The 12,775-nt window shown below is 41.6% G+C and carries 13 protein-coding genes; 6 read left to right on the top strand and 7 right to left on the bottom strand.

Features of this window, described 5'->3' with window-relative positions; translation table 11 throughout:
* Positions 1-16 precede the first annotated feature (16 nt).
* The 3 genes from QE422_RS16010 to QE422_RS16000 are packed head-to-tail and all read left to right on the top strand — an operon-like array spanning position 17 to position 1,110.
* Positions 17-472, top strand: a complete 456-nt coding sequence (locus QE422_RS16010) for a transposase (protein ID WP_307460554.1) — start codon at positions 17-19, stop codon at positions 470-472.
* 22 nt (positions 473-494) lie between these two features.
* Positions 495-776, top strand: a complete 282-nt coding sequence (locus tag QE422_RS16005) for a helix-turn-helix domain-containing protein (RefSeq protein WP_307460551.1) — start codon at positions 495-497, stop codon at positions 774-776.
* Between the two features lie 49 nt (positions 777-825).
* A complete protein-coding gene (locus tag QE422_RS16000) occupies positions 826-1,110 on the top strand; it encodes a hypothetical protein (protein ID WP_307460549.1) in 285 nt (94 codons plus the stop codon).
* Between the two features lie 167 nt (positions 1,111-1,277).
* Here QE422_RS16000 and QE422_RS15995 read toward each other — a convergent pair whose 3' ends face one another.
* Positions 1,278-2,150, bottom strand: a complete 873-nt coding sequence (locus QE422_RS15995; RefSeq protein WP_307460548.1) for an alpha/beta hydrolase — start codon at positions 2,148-2,150, stop codon at positions 1,278-1,280.
* Positions 2,151-2,476: 326 nt separating this feature from the next.
* On the opposite strand from QE422_RS15995, the gene QE422_RS15990 reads away from it, so the two are divergent.
* Entirely contained in the window at positions 2,477-3,379 is a 903-nt protein-coding gene (locus tag QE422_RS15990) for a DUF808 domain-containing protein (protein WP_307460545.1), read from the top strand.
* Positions 3,380-3,442: 63 nt separating this feature from the next.
* Positions 3,443-4,366 carry an acyltransferase gene (locus tag QE422_RS15985; RefSeq protein ID WP_307460542.1) on the top strand — a complete coding sequence of 308 codons (924 nt, stop codon included), beginning with the start codon at positions 3,443-3,445 and terminating at the stop codon, positions 4,364-4,366.
* Between the two features lie 86 nt (positions 4,367-4,452).
* On the opposite strand, the gene QE422_RS15980 is transcribed toward QE422_RS15985, so the two are convergent.
* The 6 genes from QE422_RS15980 to proS form a co-directional block, all read right to left on the bottom strand.
* The gene (locus tag QE422_RS15980) at positions 4,453-4,803 is read right to left on the bottom strand and encodes a prevent-host-death protein (protein WP_307460539.1); all 351 of its coding nucleotides are present in this window, start codon (positions 4,801-4,803) and stop codon (positions 4,453-4,455) included.
* A gap of 125 nt (positions 4,804-4,928) precedes the next feature.
* Entirely contained in the window at positions 4,929-6,050 is a 1,122-nt protein-coding gene (dnaJ, locus tag QE422_RS15975) for a molecular chaperone DnaJ (protein ID WP_307460536.1), read from the bottom strand.
* A 76-nt stretch (positions 6,051-6,126) separates the two neighbouring features.
* Positions 6,127-6,663 carry a nucleotide exchange factor GrpE gene (locus QE422_RS15970; RefSeq protein WP_307460534.1) on the bottom strand — a complete coding sequence of 179 codons (537 nt, stop codon included), beginning with the start codon at positions 6,661-6,663 and terminating at the stop codon, positions 6,127-6,129.
* A 422-nt stretch (positions 6,664-7,085) separates the two neighbouring features.
* On the bottom strand, positions 7,086-8,426 hold the full coding sequence (locus QE422_RS15965; RefSeq protein ID WP_307460531.1) for an Nramp family divalent metal transporter: 1,341 nt from the start codon (positions 8,424-8,426) through the stop codon (positions 7,086-7,088).
* A 107-nt stretch (positions 8,427-8,533) separates the two neighbouring features.
* A complete protein-coding gene (locus tag QE422_RS15960; RefSeq protein ID WP_307460528.1) occupies positions 8,534-9,859 on the bottom strand; it encodes an OmpA family protein in 1,326 nt (441 codons plus the stop codon).
* A 192-nt stretch (positions 9,860-10,051) separates the two neighbouring features.
* Positions 10,052-11,527, bottom strand: coding sequence for a proline--tRNA ligase (gene proS / locus QE422_RS15955; RefSeq protein ID WP_307460525.1), 1,476 nt, complete (start codon positions 11,525-11,527; stop codon positions 10,052-10,054).
* 147 nt (positions 11,528-11,674) lie between these two features.
* Here proS and QE422_RS15950 point away from each other — a divergent pair, with 147 nt between their 5' ends.
* Entirely contained in the window at positions 11,675-12,754 is a 1,080-nt protein-coding gene (locus tag QE422_RS15950; RefSeq protein WP_307460522.1) for a prolyl-tRNA synthetase, read from the top strand.
* The last annotated feature ends 21 nt before the right edge of the window (positions 12,755-12,775 follow it).

Genomic DNA, 12,775 nt, shown 5'->3' with positions numbered 1-12,775 from the left:
TAACATTACATTACCCATGAATTTCAAAAACATCCATATCGGAAGCCTCATTGAAAAAAAAGCAGCAGAAAGCGGGATCGAAATCTCCCGCATCTGCAACTTTATGAAATGCAATGAAGACCAGGTGAACATCATGTACCGATCTCATGACCTTTCCACCAACCATCTCCTGCGGTGGAGCAAACTTCTTGAGTACGATTTTTTCAGGCTCTATACCCAGCATCTGATCCTTTATGCCCCGCCCGGCAGCATGAATCAGCACAATAAGGAAACGGAAAAGAAATCCCAGCTTCCTGTATTCCGCAAGAACATCTACACCAAGGAAATCATTGATTTTATGATGGACCTGCTGCATAAAGGAGTAAAAACAAAGGCGGAAATCATCCGCGAATACCGTATTCCCAAAACAACGCTTTACAAATGGATCACCAAAGAAACGACCGCAAACCCGAACGAATATGAGAACGCCTGATTACCTTAAAATATACCGAGATATGATCCGGATCAAATATCCCGACAAAGAAGCGGTCTGCAGCCGGATTCTGGACAAAAGCGAAATTGGTTTTCTGGACATTATCCGGCTCAATACCCTTATTGCAGGGCAGCCGGACAGGGAAAGAAGCCAGGAAAACCAGAAGCTCAAATCCTATGACAAGAGAACGATTTTACAGATTCTGGACTACCAAAAAAAGCACAGGCTGAACAACACCCAGCTGGCAGGACATTTTAAACTGAGCCGCAATACCGTAACCAAGTGGAAAAAGCTCTTTCTCTAATTTGAGTCATTCTTATCAGGAAATCATATTTTTAATATTGCTATTTAAAATGATAAAGTTTCTGTTTCGTAATAGCTTACAGGATATCAATTGGAAACATCATCCTAAATTAAGAAAATATTACGTTCATAAGCTGATCAAAAACAACAACTGGCTGGGCAAAAGCAGATATGAAATAGAATCGTTTTTCGGAGCGGATGAATCCGGGAAGCTTCTTGCCTGTCGCTGGAGTTATTATATAGAAACCCGTCAGAAAATGAAATATTACCTTGTTTTTGATTTCAGGGAGGATCAGGTAATAAGAGTCCGCTATAAATTCAAAAAGATTTTATAGCGGAAATTATATCAAATGTTGATACTGCATATTAGGTGTAAGACACATATATAGACATCAAAACTTAACACGAGCGGACTTGAGTCCGCTTTTTTCGACAGTGAAGAAGTAGAGTTTATCCTGATGTTGCAGTAATCTATTTTGCTATTTCATTCCAACCGGAGAAATCAGTCTTTGATCCACTCCAGGATATTCGGGTAGATCAGGCTGTCTCTTTTTTGTCTGTTGAAAAATCTCGGAACGTGTCCGGTTCTTTCCATATAGATTAATTTATGGGGCACATTTTGCGCCGTCAGTGCTGAATCCAGTGCCATTCCCTGTTTTTGGTTGACAAGAAAATCCTGGTTTCCCTGAAAGAGAAGGGTAGGAACATGGGAAATATTGGCGATCGGACTTGCTTTTCTGAATTCTTCAGATAGGTTTTTTCGGTCGAATTTCGTACCTACCACCTTCTGAATGGTTGGTGATGAATATTTTGAATAAAATGAATGCAGATATTCCGGGGAGTAAAAATCGGTAGGTCCGCTCAAGGAAATAATCTTTTTCACATGATCCGGATGTTGATAACCATAGAGCAATGCCAGATGGCCGCCTGCACTTTCCCCGAGAAGTATATAATTATCCGGTTGAAGCTCTGCTTTTTCAGCCAGTGAATTGAATTTTGTAATGGCAGACCCAATATCTTCCAGCTGTTCCCGGTAGGTAATTTTTTTCGACTTCGAAACAAGCCTGTAGTTCATATTGATGGTCGGAATATGATTCTTAAAAAGCATCTTCTGGATTTGGATCATGTGCTCCTTTTTACCCAAGGTCCAGCCTCCGCCATGGATCAGCAAAACAACCGGACTGCCTGAAGCGTAACCGGACGGAAGAAAAACATCCATTTTCTGCCTTTTGTGCTCACCGTACTTAAGATTATATATTTTTTGTTCGTTATCCGTTCCCACCCAGACTTTAAATTTTCGCGTGTTGCATGAATTCAGTACCAAGCCAATCAGTCCTAAAACGAAGAAATGGTAATTAAGAATCAGCTTTTTCATAGAATAAAGGTATGGAAATTAAAGCAAATTAAGCATTGCTGAGAGATAAGTTTTATCCTGTAAAATGAAATTAATTTTAAATATTTTGTTCAATAAAAGCCGATATTCGATATAATGTAAGGTATATAAATCTAGCCTATTTTCGCTAATGATTTCAGAAAAAATTCTTTCTTTTTCAGAATAAATTTTATACTTACCCACACTGCTTTATAAATGGTGTATTCTTTGTAAACTTTATGCAGGAAATTAATACCGGCTCATACGGAAAACCGAATTAAATAATTAATTTTGCGCTTTAACAATTATTAAAAAAATATTAAAACACTATGGCATCTGGTTTTTTCGCGATTTTGGACGATATCGGAGCACTGATGGATGATGTGGCAGTGACGAGTAAAATAGCAACTCAGAAGACAGCGGGCATCCTGGGAGACGATTTGGCAGTAAATGCTGAAAAGGCAACGGGCTTCCTTTCCTCAAGAGAACTTCCCGTGCTGTGGGCGATTACAAAAGGTTCTTTCATCAACAAGCTGATTATCCTGCCTGTTGTATTCCTGCTCAACTGGCTGTACGCGCCGGCCATCAATTATGTATTGATATTGGGTGGGCTTTACCTTGCTTTTGAAGGTGTAGAGAAAATTATAGAATTTCTTTTTCACCGGGATAAGAAAGGGCACGAAGTAGAGGAGGAAATTGAGGCAACTCAGGAACAGAGCCCCGAAGAAGTAGAGAAGGCAAAAATAAAATCGGCCGTTACCACGGATTTTATCCTGTCGATCGAGATTGTTATCATTGCATTGGGCACCGTATTGGAAGAAAGCCATCCATTCATTACCCAGATTCTGGTAACTACCCTTGTTGCATTTATTGCTACGGTTGGGGTATATGGAATTGTTGCCCTGATCGTAAGAATGGACGATGCCGGATTTAAACTCATCAAAAAAAGTAACGATAAAGGATTTTTCGGAACGCTTGGGCACTTGCTTGTAAAAGCATTGCCGATCGTGATTAAAGCATTAGGCGTTATCGGGACCATTGCTCTGATTATGGTAGCCGGAGGAATTTTTGCCCACCGGATCGATTATTTTCACCACTTTTTACCCGGCTGGTCATCCAGTGAAATTCTTACCATTCTGAAAGAGGTCATTCTCGGACTTGCAGGTGGAATCCTGGCGGTAATTCTTTTTACTATGGGAAAAGGAATCGTATCGCTGGTAAAAAGTAAATAATTTAATCTTACCTTTGAAAATATCAAGCTTATGAGTAACACCGTAAGCTTTTTTTGATCATTCATGAGAAGTTTATCGATCGATATTTTAAAAATTGTACTGGCATTTTTTGTAGTTGGCCTGCACATGCACTTTCTAAGGGATTCTTATCCTTCCCTGAGCTATGTGTTGGTGAATGGGCTTTTCAGGATCGGTGTCCCGGTATTCCTGATGATCTCAGGCTATTTCTTTTTCTTTGTGAATGATCTTTCACGGCTTAAAAAATGGTCTTTCAGGCTGTTTCTGTTGTACATTATCTGGTCGGTTATTTATATTCCGTTTTGGAAGGAAGATGATCGCTATATGCTGAATATTCTTTTCGGCTACCATCATTTATGGTATCTTATTGGAACCCTCTTTGCCGGGCTGCTTCTGTATTGTTTAAGAAATCTTTCTCCTAAGAAGCTACTTGCTGTTCTACTGATAGGTTTCGGCTGCGGGTATGTCCTTCAGTATTTGGGCAACGCGCATTATTTTAGAGGCGAAACCGATGTTATACTGAATCTTTTCCCTCTGTACCGGAATTTCCTGTTTGTCTGCTTTCCGTTTTTGGGAATAGGATTTTTAATAAAAAAACTGGAAGTAGAGGTAAAGCGGAAACCTCCGCTCTGGATAGTCATCCTTTCTGCCGGATTGGTAGTGGCAGAAGCGTTTCTAAATGAAAAAGTACTGCATCTGCACAAAAAAGAAAGCATCGACCTTCTGTTTTCACTGCTGATCGCCTGTCCGCTGATTTTTCTGTACTGCAAAAGTATACAGGTAAAAACGGATTCCAAGATCCTGGCAAGCATTTCAACGGCGATTTATCTTATTCATCCGTTGGTCATGGAACTGGTATATAAATCTAACTACTTTACATCTTTTAAGGATGTGATTTTTATCGGTATTTTACTGGCTGCGAGCCTTCTTTTGGTATTCCTGAACCGGAAGCTGAAATACGTCCTGTAAATAGGCTGTATAGAATTAAAAATCTTATATAAAAACAAAAAGAGACTTAATATTAAGCCTCTTTTAATCCTGTTATCAATATATGATTAATTCAAATCATAATTCATAATCACCAGTCTCAGAATAAAGTGAACCAGATCCTGCTCTGCCTCATTACGGTTGATCAGATGGTTACGGTATTCGTATGATCCTAATACTTTGATCAGTCTCATATACGTTTCAAGATCTGCATCTTTAATTTTTACTCTGGTATTCCCGTCTTTTCTCTGAACAAGTACATCATCCAAGGTTCTTACTTTAAATAAAACCTCACATGATTTTGGCACACGGCCGAAATATCGCTCTACGATATTTATCTTAAATGCATCGAAAAAAATCGTGTTAAAAACAAGATTTGGAGTTGAATCTGGTGTACGGAGTTGAAGCTTGTAATTCATGTGAAATTTGCATTAGCGTATAAAACGCATGTATTTTTAATTTAATGATTGGGTCTTATTGTTACTCAGTAGATAATGTGAAAAAAGAGACCTACAAAAAATAAGCCTCTTTCAAATAATTTTTCTTAATTGAATAAATCTTTTACTTTATCGAAAAATGTCTTCTCCTTTCCGGACGGTTCGGCGACCATTTCACCGCTATTCATCTGCTGCTCAAAGAAATCTTTCTGTTCTTTGGTAAGCTTCTGCGGCGTCCAGACATTGATGTGGATAAACATATCGCCTTTTCCATAGCTGTCGATGCTTGGCAACCCTTTTCCGGCCAGTCGGAGGATTTTCCCCGATTGGGTTCCTGCATCGATCGTTATCTTTACTTTTCCGCCGACGGTCGGGACTTCTTTTTTTGTTCCCAGCGCTGCCTCTGCAAAAGAAATATACAGTTCCTGATGAAGATTGTCGCCTTCTCTTTTAATGACTTTGTCGACTTCTTCTTCAATAATCACCAATAGATCTCCCGGAATACCCCCGAAAGGTGCATCGTTTCCTTTTCCTCTTACATTTAGCTGGATGCCGTCTCTGGCTCCTGCCGGAATATTAATGGTTACTTCCTCTTCATCTTTCACAAGACCCTGTGCATTGGCTCCTGCAGGGATCTTATCTGCTACTTTACCGATTCCCTGGCACGTTCCGCAGGTCGTCTGCGTTTGCATCTGGCCGAACATGGTGTTCATTACCTTCAGCTGAACACCGGTACCGTTACAGGTAGGACAGGTTTTTGAAGTGGCACCTTCAGCCAGCTTCATTTTTTTTACCTTAATGGTTTTCTGGGTACCGTTCACCATTTCCTCAAGGTTCAGCTTGATCCTGATTCTCAAGTTGGAACCTTTTATCTGCTGACGGCCTCCGCCGCCACCGCCTCCGAATCCTCCGAAACCGCCACCGAAGATATCGCCGAACTGGCTGAAAATATCTTCCATATTCATTCCGCCGCCGAAACCGCCGCCGCCGAATCCTCCGTTTCCACCCATCCCTGCGTGGCCGAATTGGTCGTATCTTGCGCGCTTCTGCTCATCGCTCAGCACTTCATAAGCTTCTGCAGCTTCTTTAAATTTTTCCTCGGCATCCTTATCTCCCGGGTTCTTGTCCGGGTGATATTTAATCGCCATTTTACGGTATGCTTTTTTTATTTCGTCGGCTGAGGCAGATTTGCTGATCTCAAGAACCTCGTAATAATCTCTTTTTGACATCTTTATATATGAGTAATTAGTAATGAATAATGAGTAATATTCAATTGCTTATTACCCATTACTTATTGCTTATGTTTTAATTTCCGGTTACTACTTTTGCGAAACGGATCACTTTCTCTCCTAACGTATATCCCGTTTCGATAACATCTACGATTTTCCCCTTAAGGTCTTCGGATGGCGCAGGAATCTGGGTGATCGCTTCATGGAAATCCACATTAAAGCTGTCCCCGGCTTTTACTTCCATCGCTTTCAGTCCTTTTTCGGTAAGTTTGTTTTTGAATTTGTTGTAGATCAGTTCAACGCCCTGTAAATCTGCCGGATTCCCATTTTTTGCAATTTCCTTGATGGCTCTTTCGAAATCGTCTAAAACCCCCAGCATAGAGATCATCATGTCCTGATTAGCGTATTGGAAGAACTCCATTTTTTCTTTGGATGTTCTTTTTTTATAGTTTTCGAATTCAGCGTACAATCTGATGTAACGGTCTTTTTCTTCTGCCAAAAGTTCCTCTGCCGTCGGTTTTGCTGTCACATTTTCTTCATTTGCCGCTTCATTCTGAACAGTCGTATCTTCCTGATTGTTGATGCTTTCTTCGTTAATATCCTGGTTTTCCATAATTCAATCTTTATTTTCCTTTTTATTCGCAAACATTCTGCCAAAGAAAAAAGCGTGACATTTCGTCAGATTATGGTGAAGAGGGTGGTAGATGATGATTTTAGTTGATGGCTTGTAGTTAATGGTTAATAGTGAGTAGTGAAATAATTTAATGAATTCAATCTCTTGAACTTTTCTTCTTTGGAAAGATGGATAATTTTCGAAGGAAATTTAGACGGGTTTGATACATAAGAAACAACAATTATTCATACTCCTATAGAGATCATAATATCATGATTGATTCGTGACATCCACCATTTAATTTCAAAAAAATTAAAACTGTCAACAAAATAAATTCAACCAAAAACTCTCAATGATTATCTAACAACCATAAACCAATAACTATTAACAATCAACCATCAACCAGCAGTTATCAATCCTCATTAAACTCCTTCCCCGAAAAACGTCTGATACAAAAGATAAAGGTTCAGAATAATGATAATAAATGAAATGATCCAGACACAGATTTTTAAAAAAGGCTTGTTGACGAATTCACCCATTTTGGCTTTATCGCTTGTAAACATCACCAGGGGAACTACCGCAAAGCTCAGCTGCATCGATAGAATAACCTGGCTCAGAACCAGCAGTTCCGTAGTACCATTTTCACCATATAGAATTGAAACAATCAAGGCCGGGATTACCGCAATCAATCGGGTAATCAAACGTCTGAGCCAGGGTTTCAATTTAATATTTAAAAATCCTTCCATGACGATCTGTCCGGCAAGGGTTCCGGTAAGGGTAGAATTCTGTCCGGAAGCCAGCAAAGCCACGGCGAATACAATACTTGCCATTGAGGCTCCCAAAATTGGCGTCAGCATCTTGTAAGCGTCATGAATATCGGCAACGTGTTTATTTCCGGTAATGTGAAAGGTGGCGGCTGCCAGGATTAGTATTGCTCCGTTTATAAAAAAGGCCAGCATCAGAGAAACGGTACTGTCCAGAGTAGCGAATTTAATGGCTTCTTTTTTTCCTTCCGTATCACGCGAATAATCCCTTGTCTGGACAATGCTGCTGTGAAGGTATAAATTATGGGGCATCACCGTAGCTCCCAGGATTCCAATGGCTATATACAGCATTGCCGGATTCTGAATAATCTCTTTTTGCGGAACTAGGCCTCCCAGAATTTCATTAATGGCCGGTTTAGAAATGACCAGTTCATAAATGAAACAGGCAAGAATAATAAAGATCAATCCGCCGACAATACTTTCGATCCAGCGGAAACCTTTCGACTGAAGAAGAAGTATGAACAGTACATCCACTGTGGTAATCACGATTCCCCAGGTCAGCGGAATATGAAAAAGGAGATTCAGGGCAATGGCAGATCCGATGACTTCCGCAAGGTCGCAGGCTGCAATAGCAATCTCACAAAATATCCAGAGGATAAAATTCGTTGTTGGACTGAAATGGTCCCTGCAGGCCTGTGCCAGATCTCTTTCCGCTACAATGCCTAATTTTACGGAGAGATGCTGCAATACCATTGCAAAAATGTTGGAAATCAGGATAACGGATAATAATGTATAGCCGAATTGTGCCCCTCCTGCAATATCCGTTGCCCAGTTTCCGGGATCCATATATCCTACGGCCACCATTAGACCAGGTCCTGCAAAAGCAAGGTATTTCCGCCAGAAACTCGCATTTTTGGGGATTTTTACCGAAGAATAGGCTTCTGACAGGGAATGGGATGTTTTATCTTTTCGCCAGGCGTTTTTTAAATTCGAGCTCATAAAAATGTTAGGAATGACTAACAAATATAATTAAATTAATGAATACTACAAAGAACAAAAGAAAATCCCGAAATATTCCGGGATTTTATATCATATTGAATAAGAGATTATTTTGAGAATCTTACTGCCATTTTTCTGTCGATTGCTCTTTCTGCATCCGAAGCTTTGGCATCTACGGTCGCAAACTGGCTTCCGTATCCATCCGCTCCGGTTACCTGTGAACCTACACCGTTTTTCCCAAGCCATGACTTGATAAAATTGGCCCGGTCGGCAGATAATTTTAAATTTGTTGCTTCATTTCCTGTTTTGTCGGTATAACCTCCGATCTTTATTTTTGCTTCAGGATAAGCTTTAAGAATAGCTACCAGGTTTTGCAGCTGACCTTCTGAACCGGCTTCCAATTCGGTAGCGCTTCCCAATTTGAAATTCACATGGTCAAAATTATACCATTGATTCTTCAGGGCATTATCATCTGCAGCACTTTGATAGCCTCCGGATTTAAGGAAGGCAATCATCTGGTCTTCCATTCCGCCTTTGTAGCCTTTTAATGCAGTACCGTTAAGGTCAATGTCTTCATCAACCTTTGTAGTTGCTGCCATTCCTGCCGTATCGGTTGTTACTGCAGTGGTTGCAACGGTGGTATCAGTTACGACATTTCCTGAATCGTTTACTGTGGTTGTGGTAGTGGTTTCTTTTTTATCGCATTGTTTCCAAACGAAAAACCCTACAGCTAGTAAAAGAAGAAGAGGTAGCAGCCATTTCCAGATGGAACCGCTGTCGGTATGGGTTGGCCTGTCCGGGAATGTCCCTTCGGGAGCCGTACTTCTCGTTACCTCAATTTTAGGTTCTACGGATTTCGGTTCTTCCTGAGCCGGCATCTTTATCGCATCTTTGTCATTGTCAAATTTATATCTGGCATCCCAGTCTCCGCTTTCATTTAATGCGGCTAAAGAAAGACCGGCAGGCAGTAAGGTGGAAACAATTCCTTTCTGGTCATTCAGCAAGTTTGAAATTCCGGCATGATCGAGATTATTGTCTGCGGCATACTTTCCTAAAGATCCTACCGTAGCACCGGTAACCATATTCAGCAGTGAGCTGGATGAATTATTGCTGATTCCTGCATATCCGGCGATGGTTTCGATCAGTCCATTCAGTCTGTCGCCAAAAAGAACCGATAACAACCGCGAAATAGCAGAATCGTTGGACGAGCCTCCCAAAAGGTTTCCTAAGATCCCGCTGGAAGATGCATTTGAAATCGTATCCAATACTTCAGGATTATCGGCATTGTTTGCCAAACCGCCGACTACTGCCGGTAAGAGACCCTGGATTGCTTTGGAGACTGAGCTTTCACTTTCTCCGAGCTGAGCGGCCGTCTGGGATACCAGTGCCGGGCCCAACTGCCCTTTAATTAGATCAATAACGTTTAAAGACATAATAAAATATTTTGAGATTAATGTTGGTAGTAATGGTAACAAAAAATAGTCCAAATACCTCCCACAAAAAAAATCTGCAAAAATTCCCGGAATTTTTGCAGATTCATTATTTAAGCAGTTTAATTAGTAAACGCTGGTTTTTTTGTCATGATAATTTATCAATCATCATTTATCGATCATCAATCATTATTATTAGTAAGCTTTTGCAAACAAAACCCTTCTCTGGGATGGCTTTCCGGAAATCAGGGAGATGCCTTCTTCAATATCATCATCCAGAGGGATACATCTTATGGTTGCTTTGGTTTCATCTTTAATCTGCTCTTCTTCTTCAGCAGTTCCGTCCCAGTGGGCATAGATAAACCCGCCTTTTTCTTCCAGTACCTTTTTGAATTCTTCGTAGGTATCTACTTTGGTAATGTTGTTTTTTCTGAATTCAAAAGCTTTGGTATAAATATCTTTCTGGATGGTTTGAAGTAATTCTTCAATATAGGAATCAATACCTTCAATCGCGCGTACTTCTTTCGTTAAATTATCCCTTCTGGCAATTTCCACAGATTTGTTCTCCAGGTCTCTAGGACCCATCGCAATTCTTACCGGTACCCCTTTCAGTTCATATTCTGCAAACTTCCATCCCGGTTTGTTCTGGGTGTCGTCATCAAATTTCACGGAAATTCCTTTTGCTCTCAATTTGGCCTGGATATCCAGTGCTACCTCGCTGATCTGTGCCAGCTGCTCTTCGCCTTTGAAAATAGGAACAATCACTACCTGGATCGGAGCCAGCGTTGGAGGAAGTACCAATCCAAAATCATCGGAATGGGTCATAATCAAAGCCCCCATCAGACGGGTTGAGGTTCCCCATGATGTAGCCCACGCATGCTCGATTTTTCCTTCTTTGTTGGTGAATTTAACGTCGAAGGCCTTTGCGAAATTCTGTCCGAGGAAGTGGGAAGTTCCCGCCTGTAAAGCTTTCCCGTCCTGCATCAAAGCTTCAATACAATATGTTTCATCAGCTCCTGCAAATCTTTCCGAAGGGGTTTTCAATCCCTGGATTACCGGCATCGCCATAAAGTTTTCGGCAAAATCGGCATATACCTTATTCATCTTCTCGGCTTCTTCTACGGCCTCATCCTTCGTAGCGTGTGCCGTATGGCCTTCCTGCCATAAAAATTCTGCAGTTCTCAGGAAAAGACGGGTCCTCATTTCCCAACGCACCACATTGGCCCATTGGTTGATCAGGATGGGAAGATCCCTGTATGATTGAATCCAGTTTTTATAGGTATTCCAGATGATCGCTTCAGAAGTAGGACGTACAATAAGTTCCTCCTCCAGTTTTGCATCCGGGTCCACGATTAATTTAGACGGATTATCCGGGTCGGTTTTTAAACGGTAGTGGGTAACTACGGCGCATTCTTTGGCAAAACCTTCTGCATTTTTTTCTTCAGCCTCAAACAAGCTTTTGGGCACAAACAGCGGGAAATAAGCATTTACGTGACCTGTTTCTTTGAATTTCTTATCCATTTCGTCACGCATTTTCTCCCAGATTGCATAGCCGTACGGTTTAATCACCATACACCCTCGCACTCCTGAGTTTTCAGCTAAGTCGGCTTTTACCACCAACTCATTATACCATTTGCTGTAATCTTCGCTTCTTGAGGTTAATTTTGCCATTAATTTTTTTTTAATATTTTTAACTTATTCCAATTATTGTTATCTAAAAATAAAAATCTATTTTTGATAGATTTTTGTACCGGTGCTCATGGTACATTTTTGGTACAGATTGCAAATATAATTTAAATTAAAAATCTTTACGTTATCATGAAAAAAAATATACATAAAAATTTGCTTGGCGTGCTAAAATCCAAAGGGATTCTTAGCATTGCCGGCGGATTGATTCTCATGTCCTGCGGCGCCCAGATGGGAGGCTACAGCGAGACCGACGGCGTTTACTACGACCCGAATAAAGACACGCTTCCTGAAGGCGTAATTATCAATGACAGAGGAAACAGGGTAGGGGAAGATTATAACTATTATCAGGATGATACCAATGTGGTTCAGAATGCAGAAATGAATTCCAGAGAAGGAAAATATGACGCATGGAACAATTACGCATGGAACAGTACAGCTACCGATTCAGATTGGGGCAGCTATGCCGGAAGCCAGACGAATTACTACGACAATTCCTGGGGCTGGGGAGGTCCTTGGGGTTGGGGCGGTATGTACGGCGGCTATAACCCTTACTGGGGATGGGGCGGCTATGGCGGTTACGGCTGGGGACTTGGCCTTTCCTGGGGCTGGGGTGGTTCCTGGGGTTGGGGCGGATGGAATGCCGGCTGGGGATACCCTTGGGGCGGCTGGTACGGCGCTTATAACCCATACTGGGGATGGGGTTCTCCATACGGATGGGGCTACGGAAGCTATTGGGGCGGAGGCTACTATGCACCGAACTATAGAAGAAGCGGCGCTAACGGAAGAGGATTTAATACCTACAACGGAAGCTTTGGCAATAAATACGGCGTGACTTCCGGAGGAATGAGAAGAAGCAATACCAACACGGGAGGTTTCAGAAATTCCGGATCCAATATGAACAATGGTGGATTCAGAGGTAACAGCGGAGGATTCAGACAAGGAAATGCCAATGGTGGATTTAGAAACGGCCAAAGCGGGATGAGACCTCAGGGAGGTTTCCGTAACCAGGGTCAGCCAAGACCAAGCTACAATTATCCACAGCAATCTCAGCCTCGATATGACGGCGGATTCCGAAACAACGGCGGATTCAACAATTCCAACAGCGGCGGCGGCTTCAGATCAGGAGGCGGTGGCTTCGGTGGTGGAAGCGGCGGTGGCGGCTTCAGATCCGGTGGCGGTGGAGGCGGAGGCTTCCGAGGTGGCAGATAATTAAAATTATAACTATTCAAA

Origin of the sequence: Chryseobacterium sp. SORGH_AS_0447 (assembly GCF_030818695.1) — a bacterium.
Taxonomy (GTDB): Bacteria; Bacteroidota; Bacteroidia; order Flavobacteriales; family Weeksellaceae; genus Chryseobacterium.
This window is presented reverse-complemented; position numbering and strand designations above follow the sequence as displayed.

What these genes read in the sequence shown, in the direction of transcription:
- QE422_RS15960 (WP_307460528.1), bottom strand. Translation starts at nt 9,859, where the DNA reads ATGTCTTTAAACGTTATTGATCTAATTAAAGGGCAGTTGGGCCCGGCA.
- QE422_RS15950 (WP_307460522.1), top strand. Translation starts at nt 11,675, where the DNA reads ATGAAAAAAAATATACATAAAAATTTGCTTGGCGTGCTAAAATCCAAA.
- QE422_RS15995 (WP_307460548.1), bottom strand. Translation starts at nt 2,150, where the DNA reads ATGAAAAAGCTGATTCTTAATTACCATTTCTTCGTTTTAGGACTGATT.
- QE422_RS16005 (WP_307460551.1), top strand. Translation starts at nt 495, where the DNA reads ATGATCCGGATCAAATATCCCGACAAAGAAGCGGTCTGCAGCCGGATT.
- proS (WP_307460525.1), bottom strand. Translation starts at nt 11,527, where the DNA reads ATGGCAAAATTAACCTCAAGAAGCGAAGATTACAGCAAATGGTATAAT.
- QE422_RS15985 (WP_307460542.1), top strand. Translation starts at nt 3,443, where the DNA reads ATGAGAAGTTTATCGATCGATATTTTAAAAATTGTACTGGCATTTTTT.
- QE422_RS15980 (WP_307460539.1), bottom strand. Translation starts at nt 4,803, where the DNA reads ATGAATTACAAGCTTCAACTCCGTACACCAGATTCAACTCCAAATCTT.
- QE422_RS15970 (WP_307460534.1), bottom strand. Translation starts at nt 6,663, where the DNA reads ATGGAAAACCAGGATATTAACGAAGAAAGCATCAACAATCAGGAAGAT.
- dnaJ (WP_307460536.1), bottom strand. Translation starts at nt 6,050, where the DNA reads ATGTCAAAAAGAGATTATTACGAGGTTCTTGAGATCAGCAAATCTGCC.
- QE422_RS15965 (WP_307460531.1), bottom strand. Translation starts at nt 8,426, where the DNA reads ATGAGCTCGAATTTAAAAAACGCCTGGCGAAAAGATAAAACATCCCAT.
- QE422_RS15990 (WP_307460545.1), top strand. Translation starts at nt 2,477, where the DNA reads ATGGCATCTGGTTTTTTCGCGATTTTGGACGATATCGGAGCACTGATG.
- QE422_RS16000 (WP_307460549.1), top strand. Translation starts at nt 826, where the DNA reads ATGATAAAGTTTCTGTTTCGTAATAGCTTACAGGATATCAATTGGAAA.
- QE422_RS16010 (WP_307460554.1), top strand. Translation starts at nt 17, where the DNA reads ATGAATTTCAAAAACATCCATATCGGAAGCCTCATTGAAAAAAAAGCA.